Here is a 23665-nt window from a genome sequence, read left to right as displayed (position 1 = left end):
AGCAGGCGTCACCGAGGACACGCCCCGGTGCGGTGAGGGAACGATGCGCGCAGGACCGAGGGAACGGGTCAGGAGTCGGGGGACCGCAGCACCCGCAGATGACCGCGGCGCGCGACCTCCATCGGGTCCGCCCTGTGAGGGCCGCCGCCCGCCTGCGCCCGGCGCTCCTGGGGACGCGCCGCCTCCCGGACCGCATTGGCCAGCGCTTCGAGATCGTCGCCGCTGGGGCGGGTCGGGCCGGAGCCGTCCGAGAGCCGTACGACCTCCCAGCCGCGGGGCGCGGTGAGGCGTTCGCTGTGCTCGGCACACAGGTCGTAGCAGTGGGGCTCGGCGTAGGTGGCGAGCGGGCCGAGGACCGCGGTCGAATCGGCATAGACGTACGTCAGTGTCGCGACGGCAGGGCGGCCGCACGCAGTGCGCGAACAGCGACGTACAGGGCTCACGACGTTGGACGGTACCGCACTCTTGAGCGGGCCGCGACGACTCTCCACCAGGTCACTCCACCGTGTCGTGTTGTGACGTCCGGCACAGGCGCCTTCGGGGTGGCTGCGCTGACCTGCGCGGAGGCGGCGGCACAGGATCGGCGGCCCTATGTGATCCGGTCATCGCGCGATAAGAATCGCGTCATTCACCATGAGAGCCGCGATCACACCGAGGCATCGAAACGAGCCCAAGCTTGGCTGGAATGCTCAACAAGCGACAGGCCGTAAGGGGATGAACGGCACCGTGCCCGACATGCCGGGGAGCGGGAATGCGCCCCTCGGTGCGCGACCGCCCCGGAGAGCTACCCTGCGTCAGTGATGGACAGTCCCGTACCTCCCCGCCCGACCGAGCCCAGGGAACCGCGGCCGCGCCGCCGCGACCGCCACGGCCGCGGTATGCGAGGGCCCGTCGCTCCGCCCCAGGTGCCGCTCTCCGCAAGCCGGGCCGAGACGTTCCGCGATCTTGTGCAGGACTCGGTGGAACGACTGGAGCGGCGCTGGCCGCAGCTCACCGAGGTGGAGTTCCTGGTCCTGGACGTGCCCGCGTCGGCGGACGAGACGGTGCCGCTGGGCAGCTCGGTGCCGGCGGACAAGGGAACGCCCGCGCGCATCGTCGTCTACCGGCGGCCGGTGGAGATCCGCACGAAGAACCGTGACGAGCGCGCCCTGCTGGTCCACGAGGTCGTCGTGGAGCAGGTCGCGGACCTGCTGGGCCTCTCGCCCGAGTCCGTCGATCCGCGGTACGGGCAGGACTGACGGCCGGGGCCCCGCCCGGCGGAACGGGCAGACCGGCGGAACGGGCAGAACCGAGCCGGGGCCCGCCCGGGCGGAACGGTCGGGCCCTGTGTCCACCCGTCCAGGGACCGGCGGACAGAACCAGGGCCTCTCGTTCGGACCTTGCCGGGCTCGTGTGCCCTGGCGCCGCACCTCGCCGCGTTGTCGTCGGTCGCCCATGTCCCCCGGCCACCGCCGGGAGGTGCCCCACCGCGTGGGCTCCTGCTTCTGCCTTGAGATGCACGTGGCGTATGGCCGGACCCCGCTCACCGATCCGGCCTGATCCAGATGAAAGGCCCTAGTCGTCCAGGACGGAAAGGTCCTGCTCCGCCGCCGGGACCTCGACCGTGCCGCGGTCGTCCGGAAGCGTCTGGACCGTAAACATCTCGATCCCGTCCTGCGGCAGCAGCAACGTGCGCGCCGCGTGAACCGGACCGCCGGACCGGGGCTCGACGGTCAGCGCGTAGGAGCCCTTGAGGCCGGCCGGGACGGGCGGGGTGACGGCCAGGGTCGTCCCGGCCTTGACCGTGTACGTCTTCACCGTCGGCTCGCCGCCCTGCGTACCGGCAGAGGCCGTGACCTTGACCTCCGCGGTGGCGGTGGGCGCGGTCAGGGAGAGGATCGACCCCTTGGCGCGGTTGTCGGCCACGGTGGCCCGTTCGCTCACCGGGGCCGTCGCGGGGATGAAGGCGAGTTCCTGCTTGGCGCCCGTGCCCCGCGTGACCTGGAGCGCGGCGACCACGAGGGTCTCCTTGCCGCTCTCCGAGGGGCTGAGCAGGAGCGAGCCCGCCTCCCCCTTGGTGACGTCCTTCAGGTCGACGGACGCGGTCATGCCGGACTTCACCCGCAGACTCTCGGCGCCTGCCGGAGTGATCGTGCCCGACGCCGTGGCCAGCCGCAGCTTCAGATCCGCGTCGTCGTCGCCGGGTGCGAACGCCACGAGCCGTACGGAGGTCGCGTCCGCGGGGATGCCCGGCAGCACGAGGGTGCCGGAGGGGTCCGTGGAGGCGGGCAGCCAGTCGCTGCCGGTCTCGTCGCCCGCGCCCCGCACCACGGCACCGACACGGCCGGTGCGCGTGGTGACATGCACCGTCACGTCCTCGGCCTTGTCGGTCGTCAGCGTCGGGAGCAGCACGGGAACGCTTGCCCCGGCCGGCACCGGGATGCCCTCGGAGAGCTGGGACTTGAGGGCGCCGTCCTTGCCGTAGAGCTCGATGTCGGCGACGGCCGCGGTGTCGTCGGGGTTGGTGAGGTGGACGTAGTCCTGCCGGTCCTTGGCGAGGCTCGCTCCCGGGAACCAGAAGTCGGTGTCCGGAGCGGTGCAGCTGACGCCGAGGACGCCTCGGCCGCTGCCCGCGGGGACCGTCGTGGTCTGCTGCGTCGTCCAGCCGGGGGCGAGCTTTCCGGTGGCCGTGCCGATGAGCGCCGGCGAGTCGCTTCCGGACTCCTTGGCGCCGGTCGGCCGGCCCGGCTCCTTGAGACTGAGGAAGGGCTTCGCGGGCGTGGGCTGCTTCGCGGCGCCGGCCTTGTCCGCACCGGTGCCGGCGCCCTTGTCCCCGTCCTTCGCCCCGTTCTTGGTCTTGTCGTCCTTCTTGTCGTCGGCTGCCGCCGGGTCCGCCAGCGTGGTCACCGAGGGCTTCAGTTCGGCCGTCGACTCCGTCTCCGCGTCGGCCTTGCTGCCTGCCGGCGAGAACGACGTGTAGACCGTCTCCGCGATGTCGGACGTACTGGGAGCCGGGCACAGCAGGCTGGAGCGCTCGACCGGCAGCCGGGCCGGTGCTTTCGCCCCCGCCGCTGCCCCGTTGCCGTCGGGCGCGGTGAGCGCGGCGAGTCCGGTCGCGGCCGCGAGCGCGGTGGCAGCCGCGAGGAGGGAGAGGGTGGTGCGGTTCACTGGTTGCTGCTCCCGTCGGGACGCTGCTCGGTGTCATAGCCATAGGGCTCGTACTGGCCCGTCCCGTACGGGTCGTACTGCTGCTGTCCGTACTGGTCCTGCCCGTACTGCTGCTGCGGCTGCTGCTGCGGCTGCTGCGGCTGCTGCGGCTCCTGTTGGTGCGGCTCCTGCTGCCCGCCGTACGTCTGCTGCTCGCCGTACCCGTCGTACCCGTACTGCTGCTGGTACTGCTGGTACTGCTGCTGCTCGCCGTACGAGCCGTAGTCCGCGCCCGTGTAGGACTGGCTGCCGTCCCACTCGCCGTACTGCTGCTGCGGCACCGCCGCATAGGGCTGCGGCTCGGGCTCCGGGGCGGTCCCGGGCTCCGGAGCAGGTACGGCGGCCTCCGCCTCCGCCTCCGCCTGTGCGCGCAGCCTGCGGGCCCGGCGCCCCTCGCCCTCGACGGGCTGGGCCGGGATCGCGGCCTCCTCTTCCGGCAGGTCGTCGTCGATCTCGCGGCGCCGGCCGGGCAGCGCAAGGACCACCAGAACGAGGGCAAGCACGCCCTGCGTCCAGATCCACGCGGTGTGGGTGGCGGGCTCGTCGTAGGTGAGGTCGAGTCTGCCGCCCTCCGCGGGCAGCTCGAAGCCCTGGGCCCAGCCATCGACGGTCGTGGCGGTCAGGGCCCGTCCGTCGAGCGTCGCCTGCCAGCCTTCGTCGGCGCGGTCCGCGATGCGCAGCACCCGGCCCGATGCGCCCGCGGGGATCTTCGTGTGGGCCTCGACGGGACCGGAGGCCACGGGCAGCGGATCCTCCTTGCCGTTCACGATGACCGCGCGGGCGACCTGGCGGTCGACGCGCCACAGCGCGCTGCCGTCGAGCTGGCTGAGCCGGGACAGGCCGGGCGTGGCGTCGAGGACGCGGCTCATCTGGCGCGGCGCCCCGTCGCGTACGAGCACGTACCGGATGGCGAAGCCGCTGAGCTGGCTCGTCTGGTCGGCGCCCGAGCCGGCGACGAGGTTGGCCACGACCTTGTCGAGGCGGGCGTCGCTGCCGCCGGCCTCGGTCAGTTCGGCGTCGCCGAGGCGGCCGCCGGAGCCACGGACCAGGGTGTAGGACACCTTGGCCGGGGACGTGCCGCCGAGGACGAGCGTGCGGGGCTGGTCGCGGGTGTCGCTCTCCTCCGCGACGAAGGCCGGTACCTGCACCGGATCACGGCGCTCGAGGGGCCCCGCCGCTCCGCTGATCATCCAGTTGACGGCGGCGAGCAGCGGCGCGGCGGCGGCGGCGAGCGCCACGAGCCCGGCGACCGGCTGACGCCAGCCGAAGGACTGGGCGGCGACCCGCTCCCGGGCGCCTTCCGCGCCGACCACGGCGGCGGCGAGCAGCGCGAGGCCGTACACGAGGGTGGCAGGTCCCGCCCAGCCCGAGCCGTTCGCGAGGGCCCCGAAGACGAGGCCGACGAGCGCGACGGCCCAGGCGGTCCTGATCGCGGACTGCCGCTCCCCGCGCAGCAGTGCGGCGAGCGCCGCGAGCACGACGCCGATCAGCACCAGGCCGCCGACCGCCTTCGGGCCGCCCGGGCTGATGCCCAGCAGGTCGAGCGCGGAGGCCGAACCCGCTCCGAAGTCCAGGCCCGCTTCGCCGAAGAACCCGGAGGGGCTGGTCAGCAGGGACAGCGACCAGGGGGCGAGGACCAGGAGCGGGATGCCGGCGACGGCGAGGAAGCGCAGTCCGTACGCGGTGATGTCGTCGCGCCGCAGCACCAGGGCCGCGACGCCGAGGACGACCGCGATGGGCCACACGACGGGGGTGAAGGCCGTCGTGAAGGTCAGCAGCAGCGTGAGCGCCCAGGTCGCGCGCCAGCTTCCGCGCGCTCCGTCCTCACGGCCGACCCCGTATGCCGCCATCGCGGCACGCGCGATCAGCGGCAGGACGATCACGAGCACGGCGGTGCCGAGCCGTCCCGTGGCCAGGGCACCGGTCGCGGCGGGCAGGAAGGCGTAGGCGATGCTCGCCCAGGCGCGCAGCAGGCGGGACTCGACGAGCGGGCGGGAGGCGAAGTACGCCGTCACACCCGCGAGCGGCACCGAGCAGACGAGCAGCACGGTGAGTGCGAGGCCGGTGGACCCGAGGAAGAGTCCCGACAGGACGGCGAGGACCGCGAGATAGGGGGGCGCCGTCTGTGTGCCGCCGGTGCCGAGGGGGTGCCATGCGTCCGCGTACCGCCCCCAGAGCCCCGAGACCTCGTCGGGGGCCGGCAGCAGGGCGCCTCCCGCGAGTGCGCCGCCGGTGAGGAGGGCGCGGCAGGCGACCAGCGAGACGAGCAGCAGGATCGCGAAGAGGACGGGCCCGGGCTTGCGGGCGATCCGCTTGAGCCGGGCGAACTGCTCGACCTCCAGGAAGTCGGCGTCGTCGCCGCCCGGGCCCGATTCGACGATCCCGTGGCGGGATCCTCCGGAGTCGGAGTCCTTGCCCGCGCCGAGGCTGCTCGCGACCTGTTCGACCGTGGCGCGGACGGTGGCGCCGGGCGGCGGGAACAGCGGACGCAGCTCGCCGGCGTCCACGACGGGCTTTCCGCGCCTTCGGCGCCCGGCGAGGATCTTCTCGGGACGCAGGAGGGTGCCGGACAGGCCCATGACCTCGTCGACGGCCTGGCCTGGTGCCTTGCCGACGAGATAGGCGAGGGTACGCAGCAGGGTGCCGAAGACGAGACGGAGCAGTACGTAGGGGAGAGCCCGGCCGCGCGCGTTGGCGAGCAGGGTGTAGACGGCGCCCGCCTTGTCGACACGGTGCGGGCTGGCGACGAAACGGCCCGCGCAGTCGACGGTGCGGCGCTCGCGGGCCGCGGCCTCCGCGTGACGGAGGACGGCACCGGGGGCCACGAGGACACGGTGCCCCGCGGCCTGGGCGCGCCAGCACAGATCGACGTCGTCGCGCATGAGGGGCAGCCTGCGGTCGAAGCCGCCGAGCTCCTCCCACACGTCACGGCGGACGAGCATGCCGGCGGAGGAGACGGACAGGACGGTGCGGACCTGGTCGTGCTGGCCCTGGTCCTGCTCGCGGCGGTCGAGTCCGGTCCAGCGGCGGCCGCTGTTGGCGATGGAGACGCCCGCTTCGAGGAGCTGCTTGCGGTCGTACCAGCCGCGCAGCTTGGGGCCGATGATCGCCGCGTATTCGTCGGAGTCGGCCACGCGCAGCAGTTCGGCGAGTGCGTCGGGCGCGGGGGCGCAGTCGTCGTGGAGCAGCCAGAGCCACTGGACCGGCTCGCCGTACGGCAGTTCCGGCATGTCGTACGCGTCGTCGCGCCAGGTCCTGGTCGCCGGATCCCAGCCGCTCGGCCGCTTCAGATAGGGCAGGTCGTCGGGCGTGAGCGCACCGGCCGTGCGGACGGCCTCCTCGACGGCGGCACCGAAGCCGGTGCGGCGCGCGAGATGCAGCACGCGGTCGGCGCCGAGTGCCTCGGTGACCAGCCGCGCGGAGTCGTCGGCGCTGCCGGTGTCGGCCGCGACGACGTTCTGCACGGGGCGCTCCTGGCCGAGCAGCCCGGCGAGCGCGTCCGGCAGCCAGCGGGCGCCGTCGTGCGAGACGAGCACGGCGGTGACGACGTGCCGCGCGAACTCGGGCGGGGTGGCGGGAACGAACACGGCGGTGGTGGCGGACATTGAGGTACGGGCCCTCCGGCCGGGGTCACCCCGCGAGGGGGCGCTGAAGCGTCTGGGACGGGGCCCCACACTAACGGCTGACACGCGGACGGTCCGCCGCCTGTGGACAGAGCCGGGGCAGCGGACCGTTCTTACGTACGGGTGTGTGCTGTTAAGGGCGCGCGTTGACGCGTGCGCTGCGGAGGGTGTGCTGCGACGGATGCGCTGTGACGGGTGGGGTGTGCGCTCGCGCCGTCGGCCGGACAGCCGGGCGCTCGTGGCGGCGCTGTCGGCACTGTCGGGGGTGAGTTCGGTGCCGGTGGTGACTTCGGTGCCGGCAGCTCGGTCAGACGGCGGCCTTCTTCAGACGGCGGCGCTCACGTTCGGACAGACCGCCCCAGATTCCGAATCGCTCGTCGTTGGCGAGGGCGTACTCAAGGCATTCGGAGCGGACTTCGCAGGCGAGGCAGACCTTCTTGGCTTCGCGAGTGGAACCGCCCTTCTCCGGAAAGAACGACTCGGGGTCGGTCTGGGCGCACAACGCGCGCTCCTGCCAGCCGAGTTCCTCTTCCGCGTCCTCGACCAGCAGTTGTTGGAACAGCTCGGTCATGTGCGCCCCTCGTCCGTCTTTGCGTCCCCGTGATGTAGCCGTTTACCGATTTCGGCCGAACGACACGAGTGAAATTACAAGTGTGCGGATCCGGGCCAGTCAAGCCGAGATCTGCTATTGAGCCCGGTATTCACTCTGCGGAACCAAGGCTATGCGGAAAGTGTTCAAATCACCAAAAACGAGACACATGCCGCCGACCCGTCCGTACGCGCCCCACACCCTCCCCTCTCCCGTAACGAGACCGGCATTCACCGCTCCGTACGAGGGAGGACGCCGACAGGTTCGATCTTGTTGCGGTCCGGGCGCACAAGCGATCCGGATCACAGTCTGATCACGAGAGCACAGCGGCGTTTGAGAGCTTGGTTGCAGCGCCATGTCTCCGGCCGTGCGACCGCACAAACCTTTCTCCGACTGGAGTAACCGGATGAGGTGAAACATTGCCGCCAAATCGGTCATTGAGTTGACATCCGGGATCGTATTGGCCACCTTTGAAGGCATGCCAGCGACCACAGCGCCTTCCGCGACCCCCGTCCGTGGGTTCCGCAGCGCTGTCCAGGCGCGCTGTTGCTGTTCCAGCTGTTGATGCCGTAGCGCTCCAGCCCTTCCTCGTCCGCCCCCGGCGGACGTTCGCGACACCCCAGCACTGACCTTCTGTTTCTGCCGAGGAACCACCGCATCCCATGAACAGCGACAGCGACCTTCAGATCGCCGGCGACATCCTCGAGGTCCAGCACCTCCTCCAGCCCGCCCGGGAGCACCCCGCGACCGTGGCCGAGTTCGCCGGCCTCGCCCGCTCCATCGCGGCGGACCGCGCCCGGTGGGCCCACCTGGTCCGTTACGACGCCACCACCCGCTGGTACCACCGGCTGCTCACCGGCCCCGGGTACGAGGTCTGGCTGCTCTCCTGGGTTCCGGGCCAGGGCAGCGGGCTCCACGATCACGGCAGGTCCTCCGGTGTACTGACCGTCCTGGACGGCGAGTTGACGGAGCGCACGGCCACCGCCGCGCGCACCCTGGCCCCGGGCGCCCAGAGGGCCTTCGCACCCGGATATGTGCACGAGGTGGTCAATGACTCGCTCGAACCTGCCGTGAGCCTGCACGTCTACTTCCCTGGCCTGACCGAGATGCCCATGCACGGGGCGCACTGCTCCCCCGCACGGGAGGATGCCGTCGCCGTCTGACCGGCCCCTGCCACCGCCCCTCGACGACCGGCCTTCGGCTGACACACTGTCCGTATGCGCATTGTGGTTCTGGCCGGCGGCATCGGCGGTGCTCGTTTCCTGCGCGGCCTCAAGGCCGTCGCCCCCGAAGCCGACATCACCGTCATCGGCAACACCGGTGACGACATCCATCTGTTCGGGCTGAAGGTCTGCCCGGACCTCGACACGGTGATGTACACGCTCGGCGGCGGCATCAACGAGGAGCAGGGCTGGGGACGTACGGACGAGACCTTCCAGGTCAAGAGTGAGCTCGCCGCGTACGGCGTGGGCCCCGAATGGTTCGGGCTCGGCGACCGCGACTTCGCCACGCACATCGTCCGCACGCAGATGCTGGGCGCCGGCTATCCGCTGAGCGCCGTCACCGAGGCGCTCTGCGCGCGGTGGCAGCCGGGGGTGCGACTGCTGCCGATGTCGGACGACCGGGTCGAGACGCATGTCGCCGTCGACATGGACGGCGAACGCAAGGCTGTCCACTTCCAGGAGTACTGGGTCAGGCTGCGCGCCTCGGTCGACGCCCATGCCGTCGTTCCCGTCGGCGCCGAGCAGGCCAAGCCTGCGCCGGGTGTGCTGGAGGCCATCGGCGCCGCGGACGTCATCCTCTTCCCGCCGTCGAACCCGGTCGTGAGCGTGGGGACGATCCTCGCGGTCCCGGGCATCCGCGAGGCGATCGCGGAGGCAGGTGTTCCGGTCGTCGGCCTGTCCCCCATCGTCGGCGACGCGCCGGTGCGCGGGATGGCCGACAAGGTCCTCGCGGCCGTCGGGGTCGAGTCGACGGCGGCCGCCGTGGCCAAGCACTACGGCTCCGGGCTGCTGGACGGCTGGCTCGTCGACACCGTGGACGCGGGTGCGGTCGCGGAGATCGAGGAGGCGGGGATTCGGTGCAAGGCCGTACCGCTGATGATGACGGACCTCGATGCCACGGCGGGCATGGCGCGTGAGGCGCTGGCGCTCGCGCAGGAGGTTCGGGCGTGACCGGGGCCGAGGCCCCGGCGTCGTACCGGGTGTGGGCACTGCCCGGGCTGCCCGAGATCCGGCCGGGGGACGACATCGCCAAGCTGATCGCGGCCGGCGAGCCGGGGCTGGTGGACGGTGACGTCCTGCTCGTCACCTCGAAGATCGTGAGCAAGGCGGAGGGCCGGATCGTCGCGGCCGACGACCGCGAGCAGGCCATCGACGCGGAGACCGTACGGGTCGTGGCGCGGCGCGGCCCCCTGCGCATCGTCGAGAACCGTCAGGGCCTGGTCATGGCCGCGGCCGGTGTCGACGCCTCCAACACCCCTGCCGGGACCGTGCTGTTGCTGCCAGAGGACCCGGACGCGTCGGCCGCCCGCATCCGCGAAGGCCTGCGGGACACCCTCGGCGTCGAGGTGGGCGTGGTCGTCACCGACACCTTCGGCCGGCCCTGGCGGACCGGGCTCACCGATGTCGCGATCGGCGCGGCGGGCGTGCGGGTCCTCGACGATCTGCGGGGCGGTGCCGACGCGCACGGGAACCCGCTCAGCGCGACGGTCGTGGCCACGGCGGACGAGCTGGCCGCGGCCGGTGACCTGGTCAAGGGCAAGGCGGCCGGACTGCCGGTGGCGGTGGTGCGCGGGCTCGGCCATGTGGTCCGGGACGGGGCAGAGGGAGCACGCGCCCTCGTCCGGGAGGCCGCGGACGACATGTTCCGGCTCGGCACGTCGGAGGCGGTACGGGAGGCACTGGCGCTTCGGCGTACGGTGCGGGAGTTCACGGACGGTCCGGTGGACCCTGATGCGGTCCGGCGCGCCGTCGCGGCGGCCGTGACGGCGCCCGCGCCGCATCACACGACGCCGTGGCGTTTCGTGCTCCTGGAGTCCGAGGAGTCGCGGGTGCGGCTGCTGGACGCGATGCGCGAGGCATGGATCGCGGACCTGCGGCGCGACGGCAAGTCGGAGGAGTCGGTCGCCAGGCGCGTCAAGCGCGGTGACGTGCTGCGCAACGCGCCCTGTCTGGTGGTGCCGTGCATGGTGATGGACGGCTCGCACACCTACGGGGACGCCCGGCGGGACACCGCGGAGCGCGAGATGTTCGTCGTCGCGACGGGCGCGGGCGTGCAGAACTTCCTGGTGGCGCTGGCCGGCGAGGGGCTCGGTTCTGCGTGGGTGTCCTCGACGATGTTCTGCCGTGACGTGGTGCGCGAGGTGCTCGAACTGCCGGGGTCGTGGGACCCGATGGGCGCGGTGGCCGTGGGCCGGCCGGCCGCGGCGCAGAAGGAACGGGCCGCGCGAGAGGTGTCGGCGTTCATCGAGGTGCGCTGAGCCGGGTGCGGCTCAAAGGACTCCTCCCGATGAATTCCTCCGCCTGATTCCTCCCTCGGACGGCTGCCTCTGCTGCCTCGGACAGCTCCGCCGGTTTCCTCCGCCCGATTCCTACGGTGGAAGCCCGGTCGTAGCGGCTGCCCGTGGTCATAGCGGCTGCCCGTGGTCAGAGCGTGGCGATGTCGTGCCGCGGCATCTTGGGCTTGCGGCGCGCCGGGGTGAGTCCGCTCAGCAGGATCAGACGGGCCGCGCGGTGGCGCTGGCCCGCGTACGGCTCCAGGAGCTCCAGCATGGCGGCGTCATCGGCGTCGCGGTCGCCCGCGAGGGCGTGGCCGACGATGCCGGGGAGGTGCAGGTCGCCGACGGTGACCGCGTCAGGGGCGCCGTTGCTGCGCTGGACCGTCTCGGCCGAGGTCCAGGGGCCGATGCCCGGGATCAGCTCGAGGCGCGCCATGGCGGCCCGGGGATCCATCGCGGCTGCCTCCTCCAGACGGCGGGCCACGCGGACCGCGCGCAGGATCGTGGACGCGCGCTTGTTGTCGACACCCGCGCGGTGCCACTCCCAGGAGGGGATCAGGGCCCAGGTGCGGGGCTCGGGCATGACGTACATCCTTCCCCGCTCCAGGGGGCCGGGGGCAGGCCCGGGTGCCGGGTCGCCGAACTTGCGTACGAGGAGCCGCCAGGCGCGGTACGCCTCGTCCGTGGTGACCTTCTGCTCCAGGACGGATGGGATCAGGGACTCCATGACCAGTCCCGAGCGGATCAGACGGAGGCCGGGGCGACGGCGGTGGGTGGCCGCGACGAGGCGGTGGCGGGGCTCGAAGGCGTCCGGGTCGTCGTCCTCGCCGAGCATGGCGGGGAGCTGCTCCAGAAGCCATTCGGCGCCGGGGCCCCACGCTTCGGCATGCACGGCGCCGTCGCGTGCGCCGATGCGGAGGGTGCCTGGGCCGTCAGGTGTGCGGGTGGCTCGCCACAACGAGCCGTCCGGGGTCGTACGGAAGGTGGGGTCCCCTGGCCCGCGCCGCAACGGTCCGAGCACCAGCCCGAGGTCGAGCGGCCCGGGCGGCACATAGCGCCGCTCCCGCCCGCCTTGCGGTCGCGCCGCCGCCCTCGGTGCGGGTACGACGACCTCGCCGCCCCGGACAGTGGTGGGGGTGACGGCGGGGCGGGGTTCGAAACGTCCGGCCACGGATGGGGTCCTCGGGGATCGGGGTCTCTTCGAGAGTAGGGGGTGGGGGGCACGCTCCGCCCCGCGAGCCCCGGAGCCCCGGAGAGCCCCGCCCCGAAGCACGGTGCCGGGACCCCGGCACCGCAGACCGGACGGTCCGTCGGCTACTGGTCCGACGAGAAGCGGACCGCCCCGGCGGGAAGCGTGGCGTCGCACCACACCCGGACGCCGTCGCGCAGCTCGTTGTCGGGGCCGACCACCGCGCCGTCGCCGATGACCGCGCCGGAGAGGATCGTGCGGGCGCCCACCCGGGCCCGGGCGCCGATCAGGGAGTCGGTGATGACCGCGCCCGCTTCGACGACCGCCCCTTCGAGGATCGTGCTGCCCGAGATGCGGGCGCCCTCGCCGACGGACGCGCCCTCGCCGACGACGGTCCCGGCGGTGAGTTTGGCGTCGGGAGCCACCGTTGCCGTGGGCAGCACCAGCCGGTCGCCGCAGCGGCCGGGAACGGCCGGGGAAGGGGCGCGGCCGAGGACGAGGTCGGCGGAACCACGCACGAAGGCCTGGGGAGTGCCCAGGTCCAGCCAGTACGTCGAGTCGACCATGCCCTGCAGATGCGCACCGGCCGAGAGCAGGTCCGGGAAGGTCTCCCGCTCGACCGAGACGGGGCGGCCCGCCGGGATGCTGTCGATCACCGAGCGGCGGAAGACATAGGCCCCCGCGTTGATCTGGTCGGTGACGATCTCCTCGGGGGTCTGGGGCTTTTCGAGGAAGGCCGTGACACGCCCCCGCTCGTCCGTCGGGACCAGACCGAAGGCTCGCGGGTCCTCCACCCGGGTCAGGTGCAGCGACACGTCCGCCCCGGACTGCGCATGGGTGCCGACCAGGCCTCGGATGTCGAGGCCCGTCAGGATGTCGCCGTTGAAGATGAGGACCGGGTCGTCGGGCCCCGACCCGAGTCTCGACGCCACGTTCCGGATCGCCCCGCCCGTGCCGAGCGGCTCCTCCTCCGTCACGTACTCCAGGTGCAGCCCCATCGAGGAGCCGTCTCCGAAGTAGGGCTCGAAGACCTCCGCGAGGTAGGACGTCGCGAGCACGATGTGCTCGATTCCCGCCGCTCGGGCCCTGGCCAGCTGGTGGGTGAGGAAAGGCACGCCCGCGGCCGGGACCATGGGCTTGGGCGTGTTGACGGTGAGCGGGCGAAGCCGCGTCCCCTTGCCACCGACCAGGAGGATCGCTTCTTGGGCCTGAGTCAATGCCTTCTCTGCTTCCTGCTGGGGCCGGGCTGTTCGTGCGTATGACCGGCCAGTGTATGCAGCCTGTTCGTACGTACGTATGCGGGACCGCGGTACAGGTTCAGCGTCCCTGGTATTTGGCCGATGCGATGCGCGCCGGGCCGAGCTTGCCGTAGAGCTGACCACCCGGGCAGTCCGTCGCGAACCCGTCGCGGTGCCCGGAGATGACGTTGAGCCTCGCCTGCGTGCCCTTCTTGAACTTGTTGCCGCCACCGGATGTCAGCAATGTCGTCGCCTGCGGGTTCACCCCGTAAAGCCCCAGCTTCCAGGCGGTGAGCCTGGCCACCGCGTTCACCGCGGCCGCGGGCGGGACGGTCGAACTGTACGTTCCGAGGACCGCGATGCCCATGCTGTTGCTGTTGAAACCGAGCGTGTGCGCACCCATCACGGCCTTGGCCACTCCTCCCGCACGTCCTTCGTAGATGTTTCCGCATTTGTCGATGGCGAAGTTGTAGCCGAGGTCGCGCCAGCCGCTGCTCTCCACGTGGTAGCGGTAGATACTGCGGAGGACGGAGGGCGCCTGCCGGCAGGTGTAGCGGTTGCCGGTCGCACTGTGGTGGATGAAGGCCGCTTTGACCGAATTCGTGTAGAGGAACTGCTTCTCGCGGATCGCCTCGTTCGCACCCCAGCCCTTGCGTGTGACGATGGTCGGCCGCGGACCGATGTAGGGCTTCGCGACTCCGTACATCACCGCCTGCGCGTCGGTCTCGGCCTTCGTCCGGGCAGGGATCACCGTGGAGCCCAGGGGCGCCAGATCGGCGTTCACCGCGGAGGCGGCCGCGGCCTCGGCCGTCATGCCCGCGACCAGGGCGGCGTCGACACCGGACTGGCCGCCGCCGGCCGGGTCCTCCTCCTCGCCCGGCAGGGCTTCGGCCGGGGGCTCGCCCGGCAGTGTCTCCGCCGGAGGCTCGTCCGGCAGTGTCTCCGCCGGAGGCTCGTCCGGCAGGGTCTCCGCCGGAGGCTCGTCCGGCAGGGTCTCGGCCGGAGGCTCACCCGGCGGCACCGACCCCGTCTGCCCCTGCGGCCCGTCCGGGACCTTGACCTCGGTCTCCGTGGCCGGTCCCGGGTCGACCAGCTCCAGCCGCAGGCCGTTCGGCAGCGGCGGGGTCCCGGCGCGCGGCGTGCCCGTCCCGGCCGGCTGCGGTCGTACGCGGACCTCCACACCGTCCGATGCGCCGACCCACAGCGGTGCGGTCGAGCCGCGCACCGGGCGGCCGTCGGTCCGCTCGGCGGAGTCCGGGTCGGCACCGTGCTCGCGGTTGTCGGTCACCACGTCCTGCCACTCCGACCAGTCGGGGGTGCCGGCCGCGCGGGTACGGACCTGGACCGTGCCGTGCAACTCGGCCTCCACGTCGTCCCAGATGACCCCGACGAGCGAGAACGGGTGGACGTTGCGTGGCGCCAGACCTTGCGAGGCCGACTCGCCCGGCGCCCGCTGCAGCCCCGGCAGGGGGGCCAGTGGCAGGGACTGCGTGGAGCCGGGCACATCGGGCGCGGTCGCCGGGGGCGGTGCCGCGGCGAACGCCGGCAGGGCGAGGGCGGGCAGGACGAGCGCGGCGGTGCACGCGACGCTGATCGAAGATGCAAGGAAGGCACGCATGAACGTGATCCTCCGCGGCGTGAGCTGGGCTCGCCGCTCGGGAAAGTGACGGTCCGTTGACCCGACCGGGGGGTGGCCTCACCGGTACGGGCGCGCCCGCCCCGACCCCGCCGCGTAATCTTGCGCGGGTGAACGCCAGCGACCGCACCCCAGCCGACCTGCTGCGATCCGCGCTCGCCGCGGACCCGGCCCGCCCATTGGTCACCTTCTACGATGACGCGACCGGTGAACGCGTCGAATTGTCCGTCGCGACTTTCGCCAATTGGGTGGCCAAGACAGCGAATCTCCTTCAGGACGGACTGTCCGCCGAACCCGGCCAGCGGGCGGCTCTGCTGCTGCCCGCGCACTGGCAGAGCGCGGTGTGGCTGCTCGCCTGCTCCTCGGTCGGGGTCGTCGCGGACATCGGCGGGGACCCGGGCGCCGCGGACCTGGTGGTCAGCGGCCCGGACACCCTCGAAGCGGCCCGCGCCTGCCGCGGGGAGCGGATCGCGCTCGCGCTGCGCCCGCTCGGCGGCCGGTTCCCGCAGCCGCCCAAGGGCTTCACCGACTACGCGGTGGAGGTCCCGGGCCAGGGCGACCGCTTCGCCCCGTACGAGCCGGTCGACCCGGAGGCCCCCGCACTCGCCGTCGGCGGTACGAAGCTGACGGGCGCCCAACTGGTCGAGCGGGCCCGTGCGGACGCCGCCGGGCTCGGCCTGACCGCCGGGTCGCGGGTGCTGTCGGGACGTGCGTACGACACATGGGACGGACTGTCCGCCGGGCTGTACGCACCGCTCGCCTCCGGCGGCTCGGTCGTGCTCTGCCGCAATCTGGATCAACTGTCCCCGGCGGAGCTGGAGAAGCGGACCGAGACCGAGCTGGTCACCCGCACCGTGGTCTGACCGCGGCGCGGTCCGGCACGCCCCGCGAAGACCACTCGTACGGCTCACTGCCTGCCGAGCCCACGGGCCTGAGCGTCACCTCCGGGACATGATCGCGGTACGCACGCAGATCGACCGCGAGGATGGACCCACACGTGACCGACAGCGCCGGCAGGCCCGCCGAGCACAGCGCCGCTTCCGGTGCCGGCGCCGTCAGACACAGGCGTCGCCGGTGGCGTTGGGTCGCGCTCGGGCTGTCGTTGGTCGTCCTGGCCGTCTCGGGGGTCGGCTGGTGGTTCTACCGCAAGCTCGACAACAACATCACCACGGACGTCACCACCGCCGAGGAGTTGGCCCGGTACGACAAGGAGCGCCCGCTGCCGGCCTCGCGCGGCGCGCAGAACATCCTGCTCATCGGCTCCGACACCCGGGCAGGCTCCGGCAACCGCAAGTACGGGCGGCCCAAGGGCCAGCGCTCCGACACCACGATCCTGCTGCATCTCGCCGGCGACCGGCGCAGCGCGACCGCCGTGTCCGTGCCGCGCGATCTCATGGTGAACATCCCCAGCTGCCCTACGCCCAAGGGCACCCGCACCCGGGCGCAGTTCGCCCAGTTCAACTTCGCCTACTCCTACGGGGGCACGGCCTGCACGATCCGTACCGTCGAGCGGCTCACCGGCGTCCGGATCGACCACCACATGGTGATCGACTTCCATGGCTTCAAGGAGATGGTCGACGCCGTCGACGGAGTGCAGATCTGCCTGAAGCAGCCGATCGACGACAAAGACGCACATCTACAGCTGAAAGCGGGCAAACACACCCTCAACGGCGAGCAGGCCCTCGGTTACGTACGCGCCCGCAAGTCGCTCGGCAACGGCAGCGACACCGAACGTATGGACAGGCAGCAGCAGTTCCTCGGCTCACTCGTCAACAAGGTCCAGAGCAACGGCGTCCTGCTCAACCCGGCGAAGCTCTACCCGGTCCTCGACGCGGCGACGCGGTCGATCACCACCGACCCCGGTCTGGACTCCCTGAAGGATCTCTACGACCTGACGCGGGCGATGCGGGGCGTACCGACCGACCGCGTGCGGTTCCTCACCGTGCCGCGGCAGCCGTATGCGCCGGACCCGAACCGGGACACGCTTCTCGAGCCCAAGGCGAGCGAACTCTTCGAGCGGCTGCGCAAGGATGCGCCGGTGATCGTGACCACGACACCGAGCAGCGACGGCGACACGGAAAGTGACGGAAGCGCGGACGGTACGGGCTCGACGAACCCGCGCGCGACGCCCACTTTCACCGGCACGGACGCGTCTTCCGGCGGGTGCAAGTAAAGCGATCGCCAAAGTGTGGTCGGCAGTCGACGAGGTTTGGGCAGATTGCCCAGTTGTAAGGTGCGTGGAATTTGTCACGGACGTCGCCCGGCGCTGAACTGGGCGGATAGTGTGACGCGATCCGGTACATCCGGCCTTGAGGCCACAGACAACCGGATCGACGAACCGAGCGTCTCCTGGGGGGAGAGACGCCTCGCGTGGCACCGACGGAGGACTCAAACAACCGTGGACGCGCAGAGCCGTGGACGGGCGGAGGAGATCGACCCCGCCGACCAGTGGGTACTGAACCCGCAGACCGGCAACTACGAATTGCGACTGGACCGCTCCGCAGGGCAGCCGGCCGCCTCCCGTTCCGCCGGCGCCCCGCCCTCGAGATCGTCCGCCCGCAGGGGCACCGGGACCGCGACCCCGACCACGGACGTCCCCGGTCAGCGCACGCGCCGCTCGTCCCGGAGCGGGGGCGCGGGAGGCGGCGCGAGCGGTGGTGGCACGCCCCCCACCGGTCCGGGCCGGCGCAAGCGCAGGCCTCAGAAGGCGCGCAAGAAGAAGGCGCTGCTGTGGACGGGCGGCGTCATGGCGTTCATCCTCGTCGGCGGCTCCGCCGCCGCCTACTACGTGTACGACCGTCTCAACGGCAACCTCAGCACGGTGGACATCGGTGACGCGGGCTCCAGCGGCATCGCGCAGGACGGGCCGCTCAACATCCTGCTCCTCGGCACCGACAAGCGCACCGGCTCCGGCAACGAGGGCTACGGCGACAAGGGCAGCAGCGGTCACGCCGACACGACGTTCCTCTTCCACGTCTCCGACGACCGGACGAACGCGACCGCGCTGAGCATTCCCCGCGATCTGAAGATCGACATCCCGGACTGCCCCACGAAACAGCCGGACGGCTCGACCAAGATAATCAAGGGGTCGCAGAACGTCCGCTTCAACGAGAGCTTCGGAGTCGACGGCCGCGACCCGGGCTGCACGATGCGCACGGTCAAGGAGATCACCGGCGTCCCCGTCGACCACTTCATGATGGCCGACTTCAACGCGGTGAAGACGCTCTCGACCGCGGTCGGCGGCGTGAAGATCTGCCTGGCCAAGCCCATCAGGGACGACAAGTCCAAGCTCGATCTCGCAGCAGGTCCGCACACGGTCGAGGGTGAGGAAGCCCTGGCGTTCGTCCGCAACCGGCACGGCCTCGGCAACGAGAGCGACCTCGACCGCATCAAGATGCAGCAGCAGTTCATCGCCTCGATGATCCGCCAGATGAAGACCGACACCCTCGGCAGCCCGAAGAAGATGTTCGCGCTCGCGGACGCGGCCACCCAGGCCCTCACGGTCGACAAGGCCATCGGCGACATCCCGAAGCTGACCTCACTGGCCAAGGAGCTCGGCCAGATCGACATCAAGCACATCAGCTTCGTGACCGTTCCGGTGGTCGACAACACCGACGGTGCGACCGTCCTCGTGGACAAGTCCCGGGCGCCGCAGGTCTTCAGCATGCTGCAGAACGACGTCTCCTTCACCGAGGTGAAGAAGAAGGAGAAGGACGCGAAGGCGGACGCCAAGAACAAGGCGGAAGCACTGCTCAAGGGTCCGCGCGCCGACGCCTCCGACGTACGCGTCGACGTCTACAACGGCAGTGACACCAACGGGGCCGCGCAGACGACCCTGAACTGGTTGCAGATCGAAAAGGGCGTGCTCAAGTCCTCGAACAAGAGCAACGCTCCGGAGAAGATCGCCAAGACCACTCTGGAGTACGCCCCGAACCAGGCCGACCAGGCCCGCACGCTCGCGGACTTCATGGGTCTGCCCGCCGAGGCACTCAAGCCCGGCACCGAGAACGCCGAGGGGCTGCAGGCGATGGCCCTGACCCTCGGCGCCGACTTCAAGGGCGCGGGGGTGCCCATCAAGGGTGCGGCGAAACTGCCGGACGACGTACAGAAGGTCGAAGCCGACAAACAGGTGTGCGCAAAGTGAGCCCGGACGCCCGGGTCGCGCGGCGCGCCTGAACGACTACAGGGGGACCTGGTGGGACAGAGCAGCGTGCGTGGGGAGGGGATGCGGGAACGCGTCCGGCACGCCGGCGAACGGGACTGGGACAACGGCCCGTCCGAAGAAGGCGGGACCGCCGGGGAGGGACGGGGGACCGGAGCGGACGCCGGCCGTAGGCCGCCGGCCTCGGCTTCCGGTTCCCGAAGGGGGCCGGGGGGACGGCCCGGCGGGCCGTCCCCGCACGGAAGGCGCGGCAAGCGGCGGATACTCCGCTGGGTCGCGTCCGTGCTCTCCCTTCTGATACTCGGCACGGCGGGCGCCGGATACCTCTACTACAGGCATCTCAACGGCAACATCAAGAAGGATGACCTCAACCTCGGCAAGAACCCGATGAGCGATCACAAGGCGAACGCCGCGGGCCAGACGCCGTTGAACATCCTGCTGATCGGCTCCGACGCCCGTGACTCCGCGGCGAACAAGGATCTGGGTGGGGCCAAGGACACCTTCGACGGCCCGCCGTTGGCGGATGTGCAGATGCTGGTGCACCTGTCGGCGGACCGCAGCAACATCTCGGTGGTCAGCATGCCGCGCGACACCGTGCTGAAGATCCCCGAGTGCCAGGACCGGGACGGCACCACGTACAAGGCCACCGGCTTGACGCTCACCAACGAGTCCCTCAACCGCGGCGGTCCCGGCTGCACGGTGGCCACCTGGTACGCGATGACCGGCATCACGATCGACCATTTCATGATGGTGGACTTCGCCGGGGTCGTCTCGATGGCCGACGCGATCGGCGGCGTACCCGTGTGCGTCAAGCAGAACGTCCACTCGCGCAATCGCACGGGCCAGGGCTCCGGGCTGAAGCTGCCGGCCGGCACCCACCCGGTGAAGGGTGAGCAGGCACTGCAGTGGCTGCGGACGCGGTACGGATTCGGGGACGGTACGGATCTCTACCGTACGCGTGCGCAGCACCAGTACATGACCTCGATGATCCGTGAGCTGCGGAAGAACACCAAGCTCACCGACCCGAACAAACTGCGCAAGCTCGCCGAGGCCGCCACGGAGGCGCTGACCGTCGACACGGGCATCGAAACGGTGGGGAAGCTGTACGACCTCGCCGAAGAGCTCAAGCAGGTGCCGACCGACCGCATCACCATGACGACGATGCCGAACTTCTACTCCGAGAAGCCCGATTTCGCCGGGAAGGTCGAGCCCAAGCAGCCGGACGCGGAGACGCTGTTCCGGATGGTCCGCGAGGACATCCCGCTGGACGGCAAGGCCTCCAAGCGCAAGGCCCCGCCGGCCAGCAAGGATCCGGCCGCGCCCGTCGGCGCGATCGGTGTGATGGTGCGGAACGGTACGTACACCGATCAACTGGGTGCGTCGAGGGGCCGGGCGACCGAGGTCGCGGGCCTGCTCGACGGCAAGGGCTTCAAGCAGGCGAAGGCCGACAAACAGAACGACCCGCAGGAGCGGACGGTCGTGTACTTCCCGAGCGTCGACCTCGAGGGCGATGCCCAGGCGGTCGCCAAGGCTCTCGGCATCCCGGTCTCCTCGGTGAAGAAGTCCACCGATGTGTCGGGAGTGACACTGGTCGTCGGCGCGGACTGGCGCGAGGGAGCGGCCTATCCGAAGGCCGCGGCCAACGGCGCGGACAACAAGACACCGGAGACGGCGAAGGCGCTGAACGGCAGCGAAAAGGACTGCATGGACATCCAGCCCGGCTTCACCTGGTAGATCACACTTCACGGAGGGAGCCCCGGGCAGGTGCCCGGGGCTCCCTCTCGTGTCGGTGCGGCCCGCTGCCCGCGAGCGGGCTCAGGCGGTGGTCGTCCGTACCGCCGGCCGACGGCTCGCGATGACCTTCTTCGCCAGCGCGCGCGGGCTGGTCAGGAAGCCGAAGCCCCAGGACATGTGCATGGTGGCCAGCGCCACGGGGATCTGCAGCCGGGCCTTCAACGGCAGGCCCTTGCCCGCGGGGACCGAACCGGCGGTGATCGCCGCGAGATAGCCGGCAGGGACGGCGAAGCCCAGCGGGGTCACCGCCGCGCCCACCACCACGCCCGCGGCGATCGTGCAGAGGGCGACCGGCGGGGCGAGGTAGCGCAGATTGATCGAGCCCTGGTGGTAGCGGGCGACGACATGGCGCCAGCGGCCGTAGTCCTTGTACTGCTTGGCGAGCGCCCTGACGCTCGGGCGGGGCCGGTACTGCACCTTCAGTTCGGGCGAGAACCAGATCAGTCCGCCGGCCTCACGGATTCGGAAGTTCAGCTCCCAGTCCTGGGCGCGGATGAACTCCACGTTGTAGCCGCCCTGCTGCTCCAGCGCCGCGCGCCGGAAGACACCCAGATACACGGTCTCTGCGGGGCCTGCCTGGCCACCCGTGTGGAAGGCGGCGTTGCCGACACCGATCTTCGACGTCATCGCCGCGGCGACCGCGTGCTCCCAGTCGTTCTCGCCCTCGGCGTGCATGATGCCGCCGACGTTCTGGGCACCGGTCTCCTCCAGGAGCCGGACGGCGGTCGCGATGTAGTTCGGCGACAGCATGCCGTGGCCGTCGACCCGTACCACGATCGGATGGCGTGAGGCCTTGATGGCGGCGTTGAGCGCCGCGGGCGTGCGACCGGTGGGATTGGGCACGGTGTGCACCCTGGGGTCCTCGCGCACCAGCTCGGCGGCGATCTCGTCGGTACGGTCCGTGGACGGGCCGAGCGCGATGACCACCTCCATCTCACCGGCATACTCCTGCTGGAGGATGTGGCGGACCGAGTCGCGCAGATGCCGCTCCTCGTTGAGGACCGGCATGATCACGGAGACGGCGGGCGTGGTGGCGGGGGTGGGGACGGGCATCGCTTCCTCGGAGGGTCCGGGGTCGTCCCCGGGAGACTGCAGCATCGCCCGCCACGTTACCGCGAACGGGGGACACCGGTGCGCGCCGCCCGGGCAGCCTCCCTCTGTCGCAGATCGTATGGGCCTACGGTTTCCAAGATCCCCCGAATGCCATCTGCCACCGGCCCCCAGCGGAGGTGCCCCCTCGTGCCCACACCGCCCCGCTCGCCCCGTCCGAGGCCCGTGGCCCGCGCGCAGCCGCCGCGCCGCAGACCGCAGGCCCGGGTCGCTGTGCGGCGGCCGCGCTGGGGAACGCGGGTGGCCACCTCGCTGTCGATGCTGGTACTGGGTGTGGGCGCGATCGGGCACGCCCTGATGACGGGCATCGACGGCGGCATCGGGCGGGTCGACCCGTTCAGGGACATGAAGAACCGGCCGGAGGGCGGGCACGGAACGAACATCCTGCTGGTCGGCACCGACGGCCGGGACAGGATCACCAGGGCCGACCGCAGCAAGTACCGGCTCGGCGGCGCACCCTGCCGCTGCACCGACACGATCATGCTGGTGCACATCTCGGAGGACCGGGAGCGGGCCAGCGTCGTCAGCCTCCCCAGGGACTCGTACGCGCTCATCCCCGCGCACACGGACATCACCAGCGGCGAGCGTCACGGCCCTCATCCTCTGAAGCTGAACGCGGCGTACGCGGAGGGTGGGCCCGCGCTGACGGTACGCACGGTGGAACGCCTGACGAAGGTGAAGGTCGACCACTATCTGGAGGTCGACTTCACGAGCTTCATGAAGACCGTGGACGCGGTCGGCGGGGTCCGGATCTGCACGGCCCGGCCGATGAAGGACGCGTACACCGGTCTGAACCTGCCCGCGGGCACCCATGAGCTGAACGGCGGCCAGGCACTGCAGTTCGTGCGCTCCCGGCACATCGACGGGGCGGCGGACCTCGGCCGGATGCAGCGCCAGCAGCGCTTCATGGCGGCGCTGATCCAGCGGGCGACCAGCAGCGGGGTGCTGCTCAACCCGGTGAAGTTCCGCCAGGTCGGCTCGGCGGTGCTTAACTCGGTGCGGGCCGACCGGAGCTTCGGGACCGACCAACTGCTGGCGCTCGGGGCGGCGATGCGGGGCTTCACCCCCGCCTCGTCGGAATTCACCTCGGTGCCGGTGCGGGACCCGAGCCACCCCGTGAACGGCATCGGCTCGACCGTGAAATGGGACCCCGTGAAGTCGGGGAGGCTCTTCCAGGCGCTGCGCGAGGACAGGCCGCTGTCGCCGCCCCGCCCGGTGGGGAAAGCAGGCGGGACGAGCGCGGCGCCGGTCGCGAAAGCCGTGGTCGACGTGCCGCCGAGGCAGATCCGCGTCCAGGTCTACAACGGCACGGGCATCGAAGGCCTCGGCGCCCGCGTCGACGCCGAGCTGCGTGCGACCGGTTTCGTCACGAACAGGACGCCGCGGAACGGCGGCCACCGTGATGTACGCCGCACACTCGTGACGTACGACCCCCGCTGGGACCGCTCGGCACATTCGCTTGCCGCCGCGCTCCCCGGCAGCGAACTCCGCCCGGTCAAGGGCCAGGGTCCGACGCTGCGTGTCACGGCCGGATCGGACTTCACCAAGGTCACCCCGGTCCGGGCGGAGACTCCCCCCACGGGGAGAGGGACCTTCGGGACGATGACGGGGGACGAGGCGGTCTGCCCCTGAGGGACGG

Annotated in this window: 17 protein-coding genes; 9 read left to right on the top strand and 8 right to left on the bottom strand. The window is 71.3% G+C overall.

What is annotated here, in order from left to right; genetic code table 11:
- Positions 1-68 precede the first annotated feature (68 nt).
- On the bottom strand, positions 69-491 hold the full coding sequence (locus ACFU5O_RS30210) for a DUF3499 domain-containing protein (RefSeq protein WP_384245310.1): 423 nt from the start codon (positions 489-491) through the stop codon (positions 69-71).
- A 309-nt stretch (positions 492-800) separates the two neighbouring features.
- On the opposite strand from ACFU5O_RS30210, the gene ACFU5O_RS30205 reads away from it, so the two are divergent.
- A complete protein-coding gene (locus tag ACFU5O_RS30205) occupies positions 801-1238 on the top strand; it encodes a metallopeptidase family protein (RefSeq protein ID WP_384245309.1) in 438 nt (145 codons plus the stop codon).
- A gap of 316 nt (positions 1239-1554) precedes the next feature.
- Here ACFU5O_RS30205 and ACFU5O_RS30200 read toward each other — a convergent pair whose 3' ends face one another.
- The 3 genes from ACFU5O_RS30200 to ACFU5O_RS30190 all read right to left on the bottom strand — a co-directional run bounded on the left by ACFU5O_RS30200 (position 1555) and on the right by ACFU5O_RS30190 (position 7380).
- Complete coding sequence (locus ACFU5O_RS30200; RefSeq protein WP_384245308.1) at positions 1555-3147, bottom strand: DUF5719 family protein; 1593 nt, start codon at positions 3145-3147, stop codon at positions 1555-1557.
- Positions 3144-6791 (bottom strand): glycosyltransferase family 2 protein, encoded by a 3648-nt coding sequence (locus ACFU5O_RS30195; RefSeq protein WP_384245306.1) that lies wholly within the window; start codon positions 6789-6791, stop codon positions 3144-3146. Before ACFU5O_RS30195 ends, ACFU5O_RS30200 begins: the two co-directional genes overlap by 4 nt.
- Positions 6792-7116: 325 nt before the next feature.
- Entirely contained in the window at positions 7117-7380 is a 264-nt protein-coding gene (locus tag ACFU5O_RS30190; RefSeq protein ID WP_077974550.1) for a WhiB family transcriptional regulator, read from the bottom strand.
- 680 nt (positions 7381-8060) lie between these two features.
- Between ACFU5O_RS30190 and ACFU5O_RS30185 the strand changes: the two genes are divergently transcribed.
- From ACFU5O_RS30185 to ACFU5O_RS30175, 3 genes are read left to right on the top strand one after another with little or no spacing between them, the layout of a single operon-like run.
- Complete coding sequence (locus tag ACFU5O_RS30185) at positions 8061-8561, top strand: cysteine dioxygenase (RefSeq protein WP_384245305.1); 501 nt, start codon at positions 8061-8063, stop codon at positions 8559-8561.
- Between the two features lie 54 nt (positions 8562-8615).
- On the top strand, positions 8616-9572 hold the full coding sequence (gene cofD, locus ACFU5O_RS30180) for a 2-phospho-L-lactate transferase (RefSeq protein ID WP_384245304.1): 957 nt from the start codon (positions 8616-8618) through the stop codon (positions 9570-9572).
- The gene (locus tag ACFU5O_RS30175; RefSeq protein ID WP_384245302.1) at positions 9569-10879 is read left to right on the top strand and encodes a coenzyme F420-0:L-glutamate ligase; all 1311 of its coding nucleotides are present in this window, start codon (positions 9569-9571) and stop codon (positions 10877-10879) included. The genes cofD and ACFU5O_RS30175 overlap by 4 nt, the downstream gene beginning before the upstream one ends.
- A 166-nt stretch (positions 10880-11045) precedes the next feature.
- On the opposite strand, the gene ACFU5O_RS30170 is transcribed toward ACFU5O_RS30175, so the two are convergent.
- The 3 genes from ACFU5O_RS30170 to ACFU5O_RS30160 form a co-directional block, all read right to left on the bottom strand.
- Entirely contained in the window at positions 11046-12068 is a 1023-nt protein-coding gene (locus ACFU5O_RS30170) for a DNA-3-methyladenine glycosylase family protein (protein ID WP_384245300.1), read from the bottom strand.
- 143 nt (positions 12069-12211) lie between these two features.
- A complete protein-coding gene (locus tag ACFU5O_RS30165; protein WP_384245298.1) occupies positions 12212-13303 on the bottom strand; it encodes a sugar phosphate nucleotidyltransferase in 1092 nt (363 codons plus the stop codon).
- A 100-nt stretch (positions 13304-13403) separates the two neighbouring features.
- Positions 13404-14942, bottom strand: coding sequence for an N-acetylmuramoyl-L-alanine amidase (locus ACFU5O_RS30160; RefSeq protein WP_384245297.1), 1539 nt, complete (start codon positions 14940-14942; stop codon positions 13404-13406).
- 128 nt (positions 14943-15070) lie between these two features.
- On the opposite strand from ACFU5O_RS30160, the gene ACFU5O_RS30155 reads away from it, so the two are divergent.
- The 4 genes from ACFU5O_RS30155 (at position 15071) to ACFU5O_RS30140 (ending at position 20856) form a co-directional block, all read left to right on the top strand.
- Entirely contained in the window at positions 15071-15823 is a 753-nt protein-coding gene (locus ACFU5O_RS30155; protein ID WP_384245296.1) for a TIGR03089 family protein, read from the top strand.
- Between the two features lie 134 nt (positions 15824-15957).
- Positions 15958-17133, top strand: a complete 1176-nt coding sequence (locus tag ACFU5O_RS30150) for an LCP family protein (protein WP_384245294.1) — start codon at positions 15958-15960, stop codon at positions 17131-17133.
- 225 nt (positions 17134-17358) lie between these two features.
- Positions 17359-19104, top strand: coding sequence for an LCP family protein (locus ACFU5O_RS30145; RefSeq protein ID WP_384245293.1), 1746 nt, complete (start codon positions 17359-17361; stop codon positions 19102-19104).
- A gap of 81 nt (positions 19105-19185) precedes the next feature.
- Complete coding sequence (locus ACFU5O_RS30140; protein ID WP_384245338.1) at positions 19186-20856, top strand: LCP family protein; 1671 nt, start codon at positions 19186-19188, stop codon at positions 20854-20856.
- A gap of 81 nt (positions 20857-20937) precedes the next feature.
- On the opposite strand, the gene ACFU5O_RS30135 is transcribed toward ACFU5O_RS30140, so the two are convergent.
- Entirely contained in the window at positions 20938-21969 is a 1032-nt protein-coding gene (locus ACFU5O_RS30135; RefSeq protein ID WP_384245337.1) for a glycosyltransferase family 2 protein, read from the bottom strand.
- Positions 21970-22284: 315 nt separating this feature from the next.
- On the opposite strand from ACFU5O_RS30135, the gene ACFU5O_RS30130 reads away from it, so the two are divergent.
- Positions 22285-23658 carry an LCP family protein gene (locus tag ACFU5O_RS30130; RefSeq protein ID WP_384245335.1) on the top strand — a complete coding sequence of 458 codons (1374 nt, stop codon included), beginning with the start codon at positions 22285-22287 and terminating at the stop codon, positions 23656-23658.
- Positions 23659-23665: the final 7 nt, after the last annotated feature.

Origin of the sequence: Streptomyces sp. NPDC057445 (assembly GCF_042802855.1) — a bacterium.
Classification (GTDB): Bacteria; Actinomycetota; Actinomycetes; order Streptomycetales; family Streptomycetaceae; genus Streptomyces.
The sequence above is the reverse complement of the archived record's forward strand: the minus strand, read 5'-3'. Positions and strand labels throughout refer to the sequence as shown.